This window comes from Mucilaginibacter sp. UYP27 (assembly GCF_040547175.1).
GTDB lineage: Bacteria > Bacteroidota > Bacteroidia > Sphingobacteriales > Sphingobacteriaceae > Mucilaginibacter.
On the sequence record NZ_JBEPPE010000001.1, the window covers coordinates 1017206 to 1033884 of the forward strand.

General features: G+C 36.5%; 15 protein-coding genes. 7 read left to right on the forward strand and 8 right to left on the reverse strand.

Annotated elements, in window-relative coordinates; translation table 11 throughout:
* The first annotated feature begins 61 nt into the window (after positions 1–61).
* Together ABIB39_RS04510 and ABIB39_RS04515 are read left to right on the forward strand one after the other, a co-directional pair.
* Positions 62–1936: a DUF262 domain-containing protein gene (locus ABIB39_RS04510; RefSeq protein ID WP_354427670.1), complete on the forward strand. Its 1875-nt coding sequence runs from the start codon at positions 62–64 to the stop codon at positions 1934–1936.
* A gap of 147 nt (positions 1937–2083) precedes the next feature.
* Positions 2084–2683 (forward strand): recombinase family protein, encoded by a 600-nt coding sequence (locus tag ABIB39_RS04515; RefSeq protein WP_354427671.1) that lies wholly within the window; start codon positions 2084–2086, stop codon positions 2681–2683.
* A 34-nt stretch (positions 2684–2717) separates the two neighbouring features.
* Here ABIB39_RS04515 and ABIB39_RS04520 read toward each other — a convergent pair whose 3' ends face one another.
* From ABIB39_RS04520 to ABIB39_RS04530, 3 genes are all read right to left on the reverse strand, one after another.
* The gene (locus ABIB39_RS04520) at positions 2718–3626 is read right to left on the reverse strand and encodes a DUF5655 domain-containing protein (RefSeq protein ID WP_354427672.1); all 909 of its coding nucleotides are present in this window, start codon (positions 3624–3626) and stop codon (positions 2718–2720) included.
* A 51-nt stretch (positions 3627–3677) separates the two neighbouring features.
* On the reverse strand, positions 3678–4871 hold the full coding sequence (locus tag ABIB39_RS04525; protein WP_354427674.1) for a PDDEXK-like family protein: 1194 nt from the start codon (positions 4869–4871) through the stop codon (positions 3678–3680).
* 340 nt (positions 4872–5211) lie between these two features.
* Positions 5212–6657: an energy transducer TonB gene (locus tag ABIB39_RS04530; protein WP_354427675.1), complete on the reverse strand. Its 1446-nt coding sequence runs from the start codon at positions 6655–6657 to the stop codon at positions 5212–5214.
* A gap of 91 nt (positions 6658–6748) precedes the next feature.
* Between ABIB39_RS04530 and ABIB39_RS04535 the strand changes: the two genes are divergently transcribed.
* On the forward strand, positions 6749–6973 hold the full coding sequence (locus ABIB39_RS04535) for a helix-turn-helix domain-containing protein (RefSeq protein WP_354427676.1): 225 nt from the start codon (positions 6749–6751) through the stop codon (positions 6971–6973).
* A 255-nt stretch (positions 6974–7228) separates the two neighbouring features.
* Here the strand turns inward: ABIB39_RS04535 and ABIB39_RS04540 are convergent, their stop codons facing one another.
* The 4 genes from ABIB39_RS04540 to ABIB39_RS04555 form a co-directional block, all read right to left on the reverse strand.
* A complete protein-coding gene (locus ABIB39_RS04540) occupies positions 7229–8155 on the reverse strand; it encodes a phage/plasmid replication domain-containing protein (RefSeq protein ID WP_354427678.1) in 927 nt (308 codons plus the stop codon).
* A 173-nt stretch (positions 8156–8328) separates the two neighbouring features.
* Positions 8329–8772 carry a hypothetical protein gene (locus ABIB39_RS04545; protein ID WP_354427680.1) on the reverse strand — a complete coding sequence of 148 codons (444 nt, stop codon included), beginning with the start codon at positions 8770–8772 and terminating at the stop codon, positions 8329–8331.
* A complete protein-coding gene (locus ABIB39_RS04550) occupies positions 8772–9002 on the reverse strand; it encodes a helix-turn-helix transcriptional regulator (protein WP_354427682.1) in 231 nt (76 codons plus the stop codon). The genes ABIB39_RS04545 and ABIB39_RS04550 overlap by 1 nt, the downstream gene beginning before the upstream one ends.
* Positions 9003–9409: 407 nt before the next feature.
* Complete coding sequence (locus tag ABIB39_RS04555) at positions 9410–10510, reverse strand: tyrosine-type recombinase/integrase (RefSeq protein WP_354427684.1); 1101 nt, start codon at positions 10508–10510, stop codon at positions 9410–9412.
* Between the two features lie 244 nt (positions 10511–10754).
* Between ABIB39_RS04555 and ABIB39_RS04560 the strand changes: the two genes are divergently transcribed.
* The gene (locus tag ABIB39_RS04560; protein WP_354427685.1) at positions 10755–11117 is read left to right on the forward strand and encodes a DUF3127 domain-containing protein; all 363 of its coding nucleotides are present in this window, start codon (positions 10755–10757) and stop codon (positions 11115–11117) included.
* Positions 11118–11254: 137 nt separating this feature from the next.
* Here ABIB39_RS04560 and ABIB39_RS04565 read toward each other — a convergent pair whose 3' ends face one another.
* Positions 11255–12136, reverse strand: a complete 882-nt coding sequence (locus ABIB39_RS04565) for a T9SS type A sorting domain-containing protein (protein ID WP_354427686.1) — start codon at positions 12134–12136, stop codon at positions 11255–11257.
* Positions 12137–12273: 137 nt separating this feature from the next.
* Between ABIB39_RS04565 and ABIB39_RS04570 the strand changes: the two genes are divergently transcribed.
* The 3 genes from ABIB39_RS04570 to ABIB39_RS04580 all read left to right on the forward strand — a co-directional run bounded on the left by ABIB39_RS04570 (position 12274) and on the right by ABIB39_RS04580 (position 16630).
* Positions 12274–14103: a sensor histidine kinase gene (locus ABIB39_RS04570; protein WP_354427687.1), complete on the forward strand. Its 1830-nt coding sequence runs from the start codon at positions 12274–12276 to the stop codon at positions 14101–14103.
* A gap of 9 nt (positions 14104–14112) precedes the next feature.
* Positions 14113–14805: a response regulator transcription factor gene (locus tag ABIB39_RS04575; protein WP_354427689.1), complete on the forward strand. Its 693-nt coding sequence runs from the start codon at positions 14113–14115 to the stop codon at positions 14803–14805.
* A gap of 250 nt (positions 14806–15055) precedes the next feature.
* Positions 15056–16630, forward strand: coding sequence for a M28 family metallopeptidase (locus tag ABIB39_RS04580; RefSeq protein ID WP_354427691.1), 1575 nt, complete (start codon positions 15056–15058; stop codon positions 16628–16630).
* Positions 16631–16679: the final 49 nt, after the last annotated feature.

The following is a 16679-nucleotide window of genomic DNA, read 5'->3' on the forward strand; positions in this document are numbered from 1 at the left end:
GTATATTTGTTGTTGACAGCAAACTAACCTTATTATTAACCTCGACTATTGAAATTCCAAAATGAATAATGAAACGGATAACAGTAATTTAAAATATAAAGCTATTGAAGATGTTTTTCAGGTAAAATATTTTATTGATTTTTATCAAAGAGACTATACCTGGAGTTTTGATAATGTTTTCGCCCTGCTAGAAGATTCTTACCATAGGTTTGATTTAAAATATACTGAAAGCTCAGAAACGACTCCAGATTACATTAAAGAATATTATAAATGGTATTATCTCAATACTTACATAATAAATCAACAAGCTGATCGAACGTGTATAGTGGATGGACAACAACGATTCTCCACACTCACACTAATGCTTATAAAGCTATTTCATTTAGCTAAGGAAAAGGAACTTAGTGATGCCAGAACTGACAGTGTAAAAAATCTAATTTGTAAAGCAACTTCTGCGGGTTTACAGTTTTGGATGGGAGGTGACGATCGCACGGATACATTAACTGATTTATTTAAAAATCAAAAGAACACTAAACCGGAACGTTTATTAAAACAAAGCGACATATTTCTTTACCTAAACTATGAAACTATCGATAAATTTCTAAATGAGAAATTTAAAAATGCCAATCCACATTATCTGGAATGTTTCATTATTTTTTTTCTTACCAATATTAAGTTGGTAGAAATTGAAATAAAAGAATCTGATGATGTTGCTATGGTGTTTGAGGTAATTAATGCTAAAGGACAAAAACTAAAATCACATGAAATTTTAAAGGCTCAGTTACTTAGTCAGATACCGAAAGATGAAATTGATGAATATTTAAAATTCTGGAATACAGCCTGTGCAATATTGCAAAATTCAGGTTTAAAGTTTCCCAACATTGATGACCCCATAGATGCTTTCTTCACTTACTATTTCCGTGCAAGATGGTCTAAAACAACGACAGAAATACAGGTGTTTAAAGATTATCATAAAACCATTTTTTCAAGAGATTGGCAAGATCGACTACCGTTTAAAAAGGAACCAAAATTTGTCAAAAATTTTATAAAAACGGACTTTATATACTATGCAACAAAAATGACTGATTTAGTCAGCAGCACGTTTGAAAGTAATAAATACGTATTCTACAATATTAAGCTTAATGAAATAACTAATCTATATTTGGTAATACTTTCTGCTGTTAAGCCCCACGATAAAAGCTATAATGAAAAAGTAAAGTTATTGGCTCAACTGGTGGACCGGCATTATATGACACTCCGACTACAAGGATGTTATGATAGTAATAGTTTTACCAGACAGATAACATCATTAGTGATTAACTTACGTGATAAAGATGATCTGGCAGAAATAAAACAGAATTTCGATGATGCGTTAATCAGTGATATTAATAAAACGCGATCAGCAAATGTTACCGAATTGTTCACTTATGGATTCTTTAAAGATACCAAAGTTAATTCGGGAAATAAGACTTTTATTCGGTATGTGTTAGCACGTATAGAAGAGTTTTTGTGCACAGAAATGAGTTACACAAATTTTGCAGGGTACAATAATTTATGCGTTGGTAAAAAATATCATATTGAACATATTTTGGCACAAAATGATGAAAATAAGATAGCCTTTGGTAATGAAGATTTTTTTAATGAGCAAAGAGATCGTTTAGGCGGACTTCTGTTGTTAAAAAAAGGCGATAACGGAATGTCTTTAGCGGAAGTTTATGCCAATAAGTTGAAAACCTATACCAATGATACTAATTTTGCCAGAACGTTAACCCCAAATTTTTATCACAATAATAGTGGTCTTAAACTCTTGAATAATAAACACCCATCAATTTTACTTGCACCTATCGATAAGTTCGATGAAAACGCTTTAGAAACAAGGCATGCACTTATTTTCAACATTTGCAAGACTATATGGAGCGATAATTATTTATCTTAAGAAAAGCAACGGTAACGAATATTTTTTTTGTGTTACTTTAAATTATAATAAAAACTAACACAAAAAAGTAACTATAAATTGCGCTCGCACGTTTCAAGAATCGCAATGTAGTATTAGTTTTAATCACACAATAAAACTAATACTACAATGCGGATAAAATATAATAGGGTAAGTACTATCGGTCAGTCAGGCAACCGATTTATTAATGACACTGATAAATATGATTTAGTACTATTAGATAAAGTCTCTGGCAACATTGCGTTCAGAGATAGACCTAAAGGAGCTGAACTAACTAAGCTTATAAAACAAGGCTTGGTAACGGAACTTGTTGTAGAAGAATTTTCAAGATTAGGACGGAACACAGGCGATGTAATTACAACCCTAGATTGGTTAGAATTGAGCGGAATCAATGTAACAGTTAGAAATATTGGATTACAATCACGGCCTAATGGCGTTAAAAACCCAATATGGAAAATGATTTCCTCGGTAATGTCCTCGCTCTACGAAATGGAACTTTCCAACATTAAGGAAAGAACTGCGGTAGGTCGGCTTGTATATTTACAAAATGGCGGCAAGTTGGGTAGGCCCAAAGGGACGAACGAGAGCGAAAAAGAATTTTTAAATAAAGACGTTTCTAGGCAAATTTCTAAATGCCTTGAAAAAGGGCTTACCATACGGGAAGTTGCAAAAGTTGTAGGGGTTTCCACAACGACAGTTGTAAAGGTGAAGAACACTTTTCCATTTTAACACAAATAATAGTTAATACTAACACAACCTAATTTTATTGAATAGCTTGCTTTATCAAACTTGCGATGTATTCTAAATTTTCAGTGTCCTTTACTATTAACTCGTAATCACCATTGCCGTTATGACCCTTTAACATGGAAACATCTCGCATCAAATTTTTAGAATCATCCAATTGCCCCTTCTTAAGGTTGATCCACATTTTAAAGGAATTTGATTGAAGTTCTACATCAATAACATTTGTTTTGGTTTTAAATGCAATATTTGTTTTCTTAGGTACTATATTAATTTCGCCAGGTAAGTTTAAGATGGCATTTTTGAAAGACTCATATAATTCAACCACCTGCTGCGACTTACCTTTTAAATGATATTGTTCTGTATATTCAATTATTTCTTTTGCAACCTTTTGCAATAATTCATTTTGTTTCGCAATTGGTTTAATACTTGGCGCACTTGCCGATTTTCTTATAGGGTTAATTATAATAACCCCATTTGTGTATTGTTTAACTTCCCAAAGTTCAATTGAAAGGTCTTTAAAATTTGTCGCCTGTTTTTGATTCTCTGTAAATAATGGAGATACAAAGCATACTTTTATTTGGCTCCAGTCTATATTGTCACGTTTTAAGTTTTGAGAAAGGCTTTCATTGTATTCGATTATAAAATCGGCCTTATATTCAAGCATTAAGTTTAAGTAAGAAACTCCCTGATCTACTACGCTGTGGTTTTTGTCCCTTTTGTATTCAATTATTATAAAAGCTTTTGTTTCTGGGTCAAAAGCTAATGTATCTATTCGTTTGTTTTTGATAGTGAATTCGCTTTTCACCAATTGCAGACCCATAATCGCATTTAAATTGGCTTCGAAAAGGTTCTGTATATCCTTTTCTAAGATAAACGGTTTCTCGTTAGCCTCATTAAGATTAATGCCTTGTTGGTTATATACAATCATGGATATATGTTTCGTTTGAATTTAATGCTAATGCGTTGCTATTTTGTCTTATTAATTACTGACAATATAATCTGAGAACCTATTAACAATATCTGTAATTTGCACTATCCCGTCTATCATGTAACTAATTGCATCATCATTAAGATTATACAAAGCCGTTATTCCTTCAATATTTTCGTCCCATCTATTATAAGCAGGCTCAAGTTTCAACCACCAATTATTAGAATTAAAACTGCCGCCCTTTTCGTTTTTTACAAATGAAAACAACCCTTGCCAGTCAACGGTATTTGTTTTTACACTAAAGTGTACTCTATCATGATCAAAATCACGGATGCCTACATATGTATTACTCGGCCAACTAATATGATTAACAACAACATTCAAATTCTTCGAACAAATGACATCCCATTTGTCGCCATTAAAAACGGTTTTTAAATTTGCTGCTAATTTATCCGTGAACCGTTTGGCTATTTCCTCTTTAATTATACTAAAGGCTTTAAACGTATCAAATGCTGCTGTTAAATTCTCAGGTGTAGATAACGCATAGTCAGCCACAATTTGGTGTTCATTCATGAAATTATCGCCTATTAATATTTTTTTAAAATACTGCTCGAAATCGTTTAGAAAATATCTAACCCTGTTAGCCTGACATGCTAAACTCCATTTATTGATTAAATCAATAATATCACTTGTATAACTAATAGATTGTAAACTACCATCGCCTATATATAACTCGTAGTTTTCTTTATTAATGCTTGATAATGATGGATTACCGCCCTTTGGAGTTAAGTAAAACAAAACATGATTGTTAAAATTATCTTTGAAATATTTTGCATAATCATGTAATTGATTTACCTGATCTCCCGCACCAAATTTATTCTCAATTCCTATGGCAAATTTATCATTGTAAAAGGAAATTAAAATATCGATCCGCCGCTGATATGTTATGGTATACTCGCATTTTACATTAACATTATTAGTGTCACTAACTAAATGGGTCAATCCAAATTGATTTAAAAAGATTTTCAGAAAGACGTCCCCCTGACCGTGTGTTTGTTTTGGATCAAGAAAAAATGCAAGGATTTGAGATAATTTGTTTTCCCCTGGGTACCAGAAATTAAATAAATTAAATCGAAAAGCATTAACAGGGTCGTATAATGCTTGAACATCTTTTAGTGTTCGATTTAAAGAAATTAAACCTGAAAAATAGGGCTTGATGTAACTTGCTGTAACAATCGATTCCATTGTGATTTGAAAAGGCTATCCAGTAAAGTTAGAAATAAAAAACACATCGTGAATATTGATGCCCGTTTTAATGATTTTGTATTTTTATTCAATAGTGTAATACAATCTTGCTGTTATAAAAAATTTAAATCTGTTTAAGGATATGTCGACTAAGTTTAGTTATGAATTAATTATGTCTTGATTTATATTCCATTATAAAATCCGCATCGAAATTCAATTATAGCCTTAAAAGTCTAAAAAGAAGCTGTAGAGAGCATCTGTTTATTTCATGCCTATCTCATCAACAGATTATTTATAAACAGCCTCGAACCATGTTATGCCGTCTAGTTTGACTTTGTATCTAAAGCGTATAATAAAACGGCATAATAAATAAGGTGCGCACTTCTTTGGCATCTTTTATACCCGGCTTCCAACGTGGTGATAATTTTAATATGCGCACCAACTCTTCATCGCAGCCACCGCCAATTCCTTTTATTATATGAAAATTGGTGAGTGAGCCATCTTTCTCGCAAACAAATTCGACGGTTACTCTGCCTTGAATTTCATTTTTTTTAGCTAAGTCAGGATACTTTACATTTTTGCGTAAAAAATTAATGAAAGCTACTTCTCCGTTAGGAAATTCGGGGCGTTGGTCAGTATCAGCAATATTCACTATTTCATTTGGATCATGATAATTTAATATTTCGTCCAGCAATCGCATATCGTAATCAATTATGAAATTCTGCATATCAGTCTTATACCGTTGAATGAAATTGACGATAGCGGATGTTAAAGGGACTTCGCCGTAGGTTTTCAATAAATCTTGGTAGTCCTTGTTAAATGTATTCCAGTACATAAAGCTTTTACCGGATTTTAAATCGATGAAGAACGAAGCATTTGTTGAAGCATAATGTGTTACAAAAGACTTTATATATAATACATTGTGCCTTACGTAAACATCACCCCTAAGGGGACTTGATAAAAAATCTTTGTTGAAATTTACATAATCAGTACCCAGGATTGTTTTTAATATTCCGGCAACAACAGGATCGGCAAATACCTTTTTAACATCCTGATGTTCTCCGTCGTATTTTTTTAAAGAATTAAAGGGCGAATTAGCATCGATATTATTAATCTGAGTCTCTTCAGGCTGATCATCTAATTTTTCAATATCCATTTTCAAAATCCAACCCTTAGTTGTTTTTTTAGTCGTCGGATTTGTAAAATCTGAATAAATGTAACCTTCAAATTCTTTTAGACCTTCAAATTCTTCCCCTTCAACCAAGTATGCTGGCCTTCTTTGCCCGACACCGCCTTTGGCATTAAAACTATAGAAGTATGTTTTTTGAGCAATAACAATGTATTTATTTCCACTTTTATCAGCCGGTGCCGTAGATGCATTATTGCTTGCATCCTGCTGTTGTAGGCTGTAGGCATACGAGGTTAGGGTTCTTGCAATATTAGCCGGGATGCTCATATTTAAAAGAGTCTGATTCAATCTACTCATACCTGTGTAATCTGCCAAGGCACCTAAAACTAAATTTCTGCAATTTTTACTTTTTCCTACATCCTGTATCGTTCTTTTAATATCAAATTGTGAATACACCCCCCGCTGTCGCAGTCGGAGCATCAATGCACCTTTAAAGGCATCAGTATTGTTGGCATAGTTCCATGCATAATTTACAGCTTTCGAAAATTCATTAATTACGTTTTGTGGAAGATCATTGGATGCCGATGGGCGTTTGATTTGTGCAAACAAAAGGATGGGGGCAAATAATAAAAATGTAAATAAGCAATAAGTTTTCATGGTTTGGTTTTGTTAGACAAATATAACTAACAATCTGAAATATGGGATGTATCCTATAATATAAAATTTAAAGTTCACCCACCTTGCACAGGTGAATAACATTAGAAATAATGAATACATTTCTGCTTTTGGTAAGCATTTAAGAAGCGTACGTAATGCTCAAAAAATGTCGATGGAAAAACTTGCACAAACTGCGGGTATGGAATATTCACAAATATCCGATATTGAATTAGGTAAAATAAATACTACCATCTCCACTGTACAAGCTTTGGCTATAGCGCTTGGCAAAGTTCCAAAAGATTTGTTTGATTTTTAACTTAATAGCGGCATCAGCTAATACCGCTTGGATAAAGCCACAATTATGATTTATTAACCTTTCCTTTTTAAGGTCATTAATACAGAGAAATAACTGTATAGAACTGCCTCAGACTTTACCTGCCTCTATACAAAAAAATCCCGCCCTCTAACGCCCTTGAATTATTGCCACCATATTTATATCGGTGATTTGATAATGAGCAGTTATAAGGCAGGAAAAGCAGTTAATTGACTAAATATTTCCGACAAGCTTTAATCAAGCCGTCAGATGATTCATTTCGTTTTGGTAAATACTATCAATCATATAATCTAATTCTGATTTTAATGTCGGGCTTATCGACTCTGCCTTAGGCAACAAATTGAGGAAGTTATTAAAAAGATATTTTACATTTTTCTTTGGTTTTTGCTGATATACTTTTGCCTGAAACATTTCTAAGCCGCCGGTTATATTAACATAATCTTCAAAAACTGAATTTTTAATGGCTGTAAGAGAACTTACATCATAACATTTCTGTTCGGCCATTGTAAGTTTAGGTACATCTTTATACCCTTGATACCATTTACTTATTAATGTTTCATAGGTTTTAACGTCATAAAAGTTTTTAAAGGTTGAATCATTCAGCCCTAATTTATTAGCTAAACCATTCTCGAATCTTATTTCGTATTTCAAAATATGATCACTTTTATATTTTTTGTAACTTACCACATCCTTAATCCGGGTTTCGGCTACTTTATTATAGAAGTATAAATCCTGTATCTTACCCTCAAACAACTTGGATGTATTGCGAACTGTCGGCTCATAATTGGCTGGGGTAACTAATAAGTCCAAAAACATTTTCACCGGATGACTCATTGAAATACTTGCTGCTATATCGACCCGTGTGACGGTTGCATTGTCGAATGATATTTCAAATACGGTTTCAAACTCCATTAAAGCTTCTTGCACCTGGCTGAAGTTCAAATTTTCAACGTTATTGCCGTAATACAATTTAGTTAAGCTTCCGGTTGCCTTCAGGCTTTTTTCAGACAGGCTAAAGGCGTAATTTTTATAATTAACAATTAACGAAGAACCGTTAACGTAGTCAATCTTCTTTTTGAAGTTCATTTTATCTTCAAATATCTGTTGTATGTGCCTGTAATCAAATTGGCTGCTATCTAATGTAAAATTGAATGAATCAAACATGTCATATTGTGGTATAAGGTTACTTTCAGAATAACTTTTTTCTATTACTATAGAAAAGGCTAATTTGGTAAACCATGTGTTTATAATAATTGAATAAGGGGCTACTTAGCACTACACCTTGTAGCCCCTTAGATTTGATGTTTCAGCAGTATTTAATACATACCGTGGTTAATCTATTTAGCAGGTACTGTGCCCATCGAGTTAATTTGCAGGCGATTTCTATCTTGTAATTGATGATACTTCAAATCGCTATATTGTAAACTGAGAGAGGTGAGAACAAACAATCCGTTATTATCTTCAATACCTTGTAGCTCAACCAACACTGATCGGTTTGTTTCAACATCTTTACCCATAAGGCAATTGCCAAATTGAAGTGGCAAAAGGATTTCAGGCCGATATGGCAATCCGTCTATCGTAGAATAAATTGAAATTGCTGCATTGTTAAGGTTGATTTCGATATTGTCCGAATAATTCAGGCGATTCATTTCAAGATGAGCGCGATAATTAGCCGCATCATTCCCTACATAGCCTTCTGCTAATTTTAGTGAATAAACATTGTTGTGTATTGAATGATGCTTTGCCTCAAACAAATATTTATCAAAATGGGGCTTTCTCATTATTTGCAAGCAATTAAGGTTTCCAAATCAATTTGTTCATTAAGTTCGTCTACAGAAGCAATTCTATTTCTCAATAAAAACTTGTCGACGTCCTCGTGAAGAAAGTATAATTTTCTACCCGTTGGACGGTATTTCGGGATTAGATTTCGTTGCGAGATCTTGTAAATGGAGCTTTTTGAGAAACCCGTGTAGGCACATAGCCCTTCCAATGTCATGAAATTATTCATCATGGCTTAATTTTTTAAATGTTAAAAATCTGTTAGGAGTTGGGTTGGGTTAAATTTAGTTGTGCGTCTATACTACCCCGAGGGTCGTAAAGACGTGGTATTGTAAAAATGGTAAAAGGGGTACGACCGTTCAACATAAGGATTCGTGAAATCCGTAATGCTCCTGATGTTGTAATCAGCGCTAACTATGACATCAAGTTTTACCATAACAAAAAAGGTAGTAAAATAACCTTTAAACCGCTGCCGGGGTAGAGGAAGAGAGGTGAAATAATATCCTTTTTCGTTCATACTGACAATATGGGGCAAGAAATCGAAACGAAAAAATTTATTTTAAAATATTGATTTATTGATGTTTAGTTAAAAAGTAATAGATTTTTATTTTGGGTATTAAAAAATTTATCTGAAAATAATTATTCAAAAATATTTAAAAGTTTTGCAGCGTCTACTTTAGTCTTATCAATAACATGCGAATAGATTTGTGTCGTGCGTATATCTTTATGACCAAGCATTTTGGAAATAACAAATAGGTCAGCTCCTTTGGTTACAAGAGTTGTAGCGTACGTGTGCCTGGCCCCATGAAAAGTAATTTCTTTCGCAATATTCGCTTTGTTTAACCATTTTTTAATAATGGCTTTAAAATGTGGTGAATATGATAATCCAACAATAACTTTTTCGCCATTCACATCTGGTCTGGTGCCCAATAAGTTAAATGCGTCGTCACTAATAGGCACCCATTCTTCAGAATCCGTCTTTTTTTGCGTAAACTCGATAAAATTGCCTCTATCTGAGGAATATTTTATATCATTCCAGGTTAATTTTTCTATATCGCACCATCTAAGACCTGTTAGTGCACTAAACAAAAAAGCTTTTTTTAATAATTGATTACTACAGTCTGTACTATTCAATTTAAGGATTTCATCAATAGTTAAATACTTCCTTGGAATATTTTTTTTAGGTAATGACTTAACGTTATCCGAAATTTTAAAGGATATTAGCTTTTCTTGATATGCTTGATTTAACCCTGCTTTGATTTTACTAAAATATAAAGCAGCAGTATTAGGAGCTAACTTTTTACCATTTTTTTTAATGTAGGAGTTTAGCATGTATTGTTTTAATTTCTCAAGGTGAGATTCTTTTAATCTTTTAAGTAATATCTGTTCGCCATTTAAAAACTCTTCCAATATCAAAACCGCACTATGCCAAGTAAGTGCCGATCTTCCTTTCTTTTTCAATACAGCAAGATGCTGAAAGTACTTTAATAGTAATATTTTGTTAGAACTGTTATCGGTAATGTCATGCCTATTATCCATCACCTTATTTAAAAATCGAAGTCTTACCAATTCTGCTTTTTGCAATACCTCTCTATTTTGATCCTTTTCAATTTGGGATTTAGGCTTCGTGGTAATATACATTTGAAGAGTTTCCTGAACCCTTTTTCCATTTAAGCTGTAGTCAAGCAATAAACTGGTGCGATTTTTCTTTAGTTCTCTATGTAATATAGTTGCGTTCATTAATAATAACTTATTTGAGTAACGGATGAGTAACAAATATAATGCATATTCATGCATCTTGGTATTAGTTATTATTAATATAAGTTCTTTAATTACCTATAAATTCCCATTATTGGCAGTTAATGTTAATTGTGTTAATTTTAGTGTGGAAAACTTGCATAATTATTTTGCGAATTTATAAATTAAATACGCCGCTATTTAATTTCATACTATTAACTTTACATTTTAAATTATTTTCTGATTTATGGAAGTTAAAGGTAAGGTATATGAAGTGTCGGCAACCCAGCAGGTTACCGAATCATTAAAAAAGAGAGAATTGATACTTGAGTACGTCGAGAACCCACAATACCCCGAGTATTTGAAGTTTGAAGCTATCCAGGATCGTTGCAATTTATTAGACAATGTGAAGGTTGGCGACGATGTAGAAGTATTTTTTAACCTGAAAGGCCGCCCATGGACTGATAAGACAGGTAAAAAAACATACTTTAACTCGTTACAGCTTTGGAAAGTTAATGCTTTAAGCGCGGCCGGCGCGGCTTCAACCCCGGAATATGCAGCCCCTGCTGATATCAGCTCGGCACCGGATGATGACGATCTACCGTTTTAATACAATTCGCAGTTATTAGTTTGCAGTAGGCAGGCTGATATAAAATATAAAAGCCCTTCTAAATATTTAGAAGGGCTTTTTGTTGTGGAATCGTTTTTTAGTTTAAATAGTGCAAACTGCTCAACCAATAACTGCAACTACTCTTTAACTATCTTCTTTAGTGCAACATTAGTGGCTTGTTTCACTTGTAAATAATAAACGCCGTTTAATGGTAAGTTTATTTTTTTGCTGAAGCTGCCTGTGGTGGTTTTATCGGCCCATAAAACTTTGCCTTCTGTATCGGTAAATTTTACTTCGGCAGCAGTTTTGGCCGGGAGGTTAAACGACAGGCTGGTTTTACCTGTAGAAAACTCTGGTGCGATATTAAGGTCGTTAATATAAAGCTCAGCCTTATCTACACCCGTAATGCGTTTTAACTTTTCTTTAGACGGATCTGACACGCCGAAACTAATGTTAGTGCTAATGCCGTCATTATCGGTATTGCTGTAGTTGAAATTCTGCGAGTTGCGGCTGGTAAATTCAAACGCCTGTTTATGTTTAGGCATATCAAAACTAAAAGTTCTTGTGCCCATCTGCGGCAAGTCGTTATTAAAACGATAGGTAAAGGCCTGCACGCTATCGGCACCCTTTAACTTCCTCAGGCGGATCTTTACATCCTTATGGCTGCTGTCAAAATCAGCTATGCGTGGTTCGTTGCCGGTTATGCTTCTTTCAATTACAATATCATCTTTGCCGCCACCAGTTATCCGCTTTTTGATGACCACTTTAGAATTTGAGGGGCTGGGGTTGCCCGGGGCGATTGGCGTTGGCGGCAGGCCGCTTATGGCGTCGAGCGCGTCTTTGCGCTCGGCGGTGGTTAGTTTTTTTATGTTTTTGCCGTTAACGGTGGTATCGCCGTTAACAATTTGGATCTCGATGTTTTTTTGAGATTGTGCCAACACCAAAGGTGGCAAACCAAGTATGGCTATCAGTGCAACCGAAAATATAAATTCAAATCCGGGTTTAAATAACTTTTTCATTTTTTGTGGTGATTTAAGTTAAGACTCGCAAATTTAGGAAACTGTTACAAATCAACAGATTAAAACTTGAAAGCTAATGTGTTAAAAATTGTTAAAAGCAATCGTTCTCACTTAATTTAAAATATTTTTGTGATTGCATGAAAAGAAGAAGCATAGGGCTTATCATTGGTTTAATGGGGACAGCACTCTTAGGGGTGGTAGTAATGCAATTGTATTTTTTGCGCCAATCGTACCAGATGCAGTCCGAGCTTTTTAACCGCTCGGTTAACGAGGCTTTAAACAACGTGGTATCAAAAGTTACCAAGCAGGATGCCCTAAACTTCCTGAACGCCAAAACAACCCCCGCCAAACAAATTATAACACTAAGGCGCACCGGCGTGCTCAACACAAAAAGCGAAATAAGCATCAACGGCAGCAAAAGCATTATTGGGGATGTGCTGGTGCTAAAGAAAAAGCAAACCAAGCGCGAGCGCAAGCTGGCGATGCTGCGCGATAGCCTGAAACGGATGATCCTTCACAAAAAGATGGATGATGATATTGCCGGGCTGATACAGCAGGGCACGCTAAACCTTCGCATTCGGATAGAACAATATACTGATGAGTTTGGCGAAGTGCATGGCCGCTTTATCCCCGAGATCGTAAAAAGTGCCCCACGGCCTTTTAAGCAGAAGTTGCATAAATACGATACGCTTAAATACACTTATGTAGACCCGCAATTTGGCCCGCAGATAATATCGGTGCCAAACCTTAACCCCGAGTGGCTGCGCGAGCAGGAGCGCTTGCAAAAAGAGCGGCAGTTTAAGCAAGTAAAACACATGCTGGAGACAGATTCGTTAGAAAACACTACGCCTAACTCTAAAAAGCCTAACGTAATTGAAAACCTTGCCGAAGAATACCGCAAAAGTGATGAACCGCTGGATAAACGGTTAAATAATTTCTGGATAGATTCGCTACTGCGGTTCGAGCTGCATAACCGTGGCATCTCCTTGCCTTTTAGCTATGAGGTAAGTACCGCCAATAGTGATTCGCTCATTTTTAGCAGCGCCATGGATACTAAAGGCATTAAGCCCGAGTTTATTGCTGCCAATACTTTCGAAAAAGCTATTTTTAGCAATGAGCTTATAAATGACCCTGGTAAGATCAAAATTTCTTTCCCGCAAAAAAACTCCTTTATATTAGGTAACATGACGGCTGCCATGGGCACTACAGGGGGCTTGATCTTGGTATTGATATTTTGCTTTGGCTATACCATTTTCTCTATACTGCGCCAAAAGAAGATCGCGGAGATGAAAATAGATTTCATCAACAACATGACGCACGAGTTTAAAACCCCGGTATCAACCATTATGATAGCCAGCGAGGCTTTAAAGGATAACGAAATAGCCCAGGATAAAACGCGAGTCGCCCGCCTGGCCAATGTGATTTATGAAGAGAACGTACGCCTTGGTAGTCACATAGAGCGTGTACTAAATATTGCCCGCATAGAACGAAACGACTTTAAGCTGGATAAAAAACCGCTTGACGTAAACGAAATGATAACCATTGTGCTTGACAGCATGGCGCTAAAGATCCAAAAGTGCAATGCCAATATCGAACTTAAACTTGAGGCCGAGCGCTCCGTTATTATCGCCGACGAGCTACATTTTAGCAACGTAATGTTCAATTTGATAGATAACGCTATTAAATATAGCACCGACGCACCTGATATTGCAATAAGTACGTTAAATAGGAACGGCCATGTTGTAATACGCGTTGCAGATAAAGGTATTGGCATGAACCGCGACCAGCAGGCAAAAATATTTGAACAGTTTTACCGCATACCAACCGGCAACCTGCACGATGTTAAGGGCTTTGGCCTGGGCTTAAGCTACGTAAATACCATTGTAAAACGCCTGGATGGAACCATCGGTGTTAGATCTGAAAGAGAAAAAGGGTCGGAGTTTGAATTGAAATTTCCTGTTGCATAACCACCTATCATGAAAAAAATATTACTTGTTGAAGACGACCCGAACCTTGGCTTGCTATTGCAAGATTATCTTGCCTTAAAAGGTAAGTTTGATGTGGTGTTATGTAAAGATGGTGAAGAAGGCCTGCGCGCTTTCACCAAGCAAAATTGCGATCTGCTGATACTTGATGTGATGATGCCCAAAAAAGATGGGTTTACGTTGGGGAAGGAGATCCGTAAGATCAACGCTCACGTGCCCATTATCTTCGCTACGGCGAAGGCCATGATAGAGGATAAAACAATGGCCTTTAACCTGGGTGGTGATGATTATATTACCAAGCCCTTCCGTATCGAAGAATTATTGCTTCGTATAAATGCCCTGCTGAAACGTACCGATATCCACGAAAAAAAAGGCAATGAGAACCCATCGCAGTTTAAACTTGGCAGCTACAATTTTGACTATACTTCGCAGATCATCACCCGCGATAACGTACTGCAAAAGCTATCAACCAAAGAAGCCGAACTGCTGCGTTTGCTGTGTATAAAAAAGAATGAAGTGCTTACCCGTGAAGAAGCCCTGCTGAACATCTGGCATGACGATAACTATTTTAACGGTCGCAGTATGGATGTTTTCCTAAGCAAGATCCGCAAGTATCTTAAAGATGACCCTACGGTAGAAATTATCAACGTGCACGGCAGGGGATATAAACTGCTGATCAATTAATAAGACTGGTCAAGTATTCACACTTGTTTTATAAAGAATTTAAGCGTACAATTCCTGGTTTTTCGGTATCAAATTTGAGCCTTGTTTTCTCGTTTCACGTGGCTACCACGGGTATGGCTCATCGCAGCATGATTAAATCTCTCGACAACTCAAGTCAAAACTAATTATTGCTTGTAACAACTTTGTTAAATCTATCCGTAAGAAATTACAGGCCAAATAGATAAGTTTGCTAAAACTAACTGACTCTTATATGAAATTAAAATTACTCTACACTTGTATGGCTATTACAGGTTTAGCAGGAACTGCATTTGCGCAGGAGACTGTTGACCAGGCCGCTACCCAAAAAATTCGTGAAGAAGGCATGAACCATTCAAAGGTAATGGAAACCGCTTTCTATTTAACCGATGTTTCAGGCCCGCGTTTAGCTAATTCGCCGGGTTTAAAACGTGCGCAGGACTGGGCTGTTAATCAGCTAAAAACCTGGGGTATGGTAAACTCTAAGTTAGAACCATGGGGTAAATTTGGTAAAGGCTGGGAGGTTCAAAAGAACTACGCCGCAATTACCGTTCCCTACTACCACGCTATTATCGCTATCCCTAAAGCATGGACACCAGGCACCAACGGCCCTATTAAAGGTGATGTTGTTTTGGTAAAAGCTGATACCACTACCGATCTTGATAAATACAAAGGCAAGCTTGTCGGTAAAATTGTAATTTTTGATAGCCAGGCAAAATTAACGCCGGGGACTAAAGCGGATCTTTCCCGCTATACCGACGAAGAGCTCGACAAAATGGCTACCGCTACAATGGCGCCTGCAGGTGGCCCGCGCCGCCAGTTTGATCCAAACAGCCCGCAAATGCTTGCCCGCCGTAAAATGATAGCCATGCGTGGTGCTATCACCAAGTTTTTATTGGACGAAAAAGTAGGTTTGATATTAGCACAAGGCCGTGGTAACTATGGTACTACTTTTACAACCAACGGCGCTTCGTACGCCGATACCGCTAAAGCGGTTGCCCCTGAGTTAGAAACCAGCGGCGAAGATTACCTGCGCATTTTGCGCCTGGTAAAAGCTGGCCAAAAGGTAACCATGGAAGCCGACATTAAAACAGAGTTTTTTACTGCCGATATGCAAGGCTACAACGTAGTTGCCGAAATACCGGGTACCGATAAAAAACTGAAGGACCAGGTGATTATGATAGGTGGCCACTTAGATTCATGGCATGGTGCAACCGGTGCAACCGATAATGCTGCCGGCAGCGCGGTGATGATGGAGGCTATGCGGATCTTAAAAGCTATTGGCTTTAAACCGAAACGCACTATCCGTATTGGGCTTTGGAGCAGCGAAGAACAAGGTTTGTTTGGCTCTCGTGGTTACGTAGCCGCGCATTTTGGCGATGTTAAAACCATGACGTTGAAACCAGAGCAAGCTAAACTGGATGTTTACTACAACCTGGATAACGGTACCGGAAAAATTCGTGGTATTTACTTGCAGGGCGATAGCGCGGCAGGGCCGATATTTAAAGAATGGTTAGCGCCGTTTAAAGATCTTGGTGCTACTACAGTAACCGTAAGCAACACCGGTGGTACAGATCACCAATCGTTTGATGCGGTTGGTTTGCCGGGTTTCCAATTCATACAGGATGGCATGGATTACAACACCCGTACCCACCACAGCAACCAGGATACTTACGATCGCCTGAGCGAAGATGATTTGAAACAAGCTGCTACCATCGTAGCATCATTTGTATACAACACATCAGAACGTAAGGAAATGATCCCTCGTAAGGCGTTACCAACCCCTCCGCCTGCTGCGCCAGCAAGGTAGGGTTTAGACTATAAAAGAAAAGCCGCTTGAGTTATCAAGCGGCTTTCTT

What these genes read in the sequence shown, in the direction of transcription:
- ABIB39_RS04510 (WP_354427670.1), top strand. Translation starts at nt 62, where the DNA reads ATGAATAATGAAACGGATAACAGTAATTTAAAATATAAAGCTATTGAA.
- ABIB39_RS04515 (WP_354427671.1), top strand. Translation starts at nt 2,084, where the DNA reads ATGCGGATAAAATATAATAGGGTAAGTACTATCGGTCAGTCAGGCAAC.
- ABIB39_RS04520 (WP_354427672.1), bottom strand. Translation starts at nt 3,626, where the DNA reads ATGATTGTATATAACCAACAAGGCATTAATCTTAATGAGGCTAACGAG.
- ABIB39_RS04525 (WP_354427674.1), bottom strand. Translation starts at nt 4,871, where the DNA reads ATGGAATCGATTGTTACAGCAAGTTACATCAAGCCCTATTTTTCAGGT.
- ABIB39_RS04530 (WP_354427675.1), bottom strand. Translation starts at nt 6,657, where the DNA reads ATGAAAACTTATTGCTTATTTACATTTTTATTATTTGCCCCCATCCTT.
- ABIB39_RS04540 (WP_354427678.1), bottom strand. Translation starts at nt 8,155, where the DNA reads ATGTTTGATTCATTCAATTTTACATTAGATAGCAGCCAATTTGATTAC.
- ABIB39_RS04545 (WP_354427680.1), bottom strand. Translation starts at nt 8,772, where the DNA reads ATGAGAAAGCCCCATTTTGATAAATATTTGTTTGAGGCAAAGCATCAT.
- ABIB39_RS04550 (WP_354427682.1), bottom strand. Translation starts at nt 9,002, where the DNA reads ATGATGAATAATTTCATGACATTGGAAGGGCTATGTGCCTACACGGGT.
- ABIB39_RS04555 (WP_354427684.1), bottom strand. Translation starts at nt 10,510, where the DNA reads ATGAACGCAACTATATTACATAGAGAACTAAAGAAAAATCGCACCAGT.
- ABIB39_RS04560 (WP_354427685.1), top strand. Translation starts at nt 10,755, where the DNA reads ATGGAAGTTAAAGGTAAGGTATATGAAGTGTCGGCAACCCAGCAGGTT.
- ABIB39_RS04565 (WP_354427686.1), bottom strand. Translation starts at nt 12,136, where the DNA reads ATGAAAAAGTTATTTAAACCCGGATTTGAATTTATATTTTCGGTTGCA.
- ABIB39_RS04570 (WP_354427687.1), top strand. Translation starts at nt 12,274, where the DNA reads ATGAAAAGAAGAAGCATAGGGCTTATCATTGGTTTAATGGGGACAGCA.
- ABIB39_RS04575 (WP_354427689.1), top strand. Translation starts at nt 14,113, where the DNA reads ATGAAAAAAATATTACTTGTTGAAGACGACCCGAACCTTGGCTTGCTA.
- ABIB39_RS04580 (WP_354427691.1), top strand. Translation starts at nt 15,056, where the DNA reads ATGAAATTAAAATTACTCTACACTTGTATGGCTATTACAGGTTTAGCA.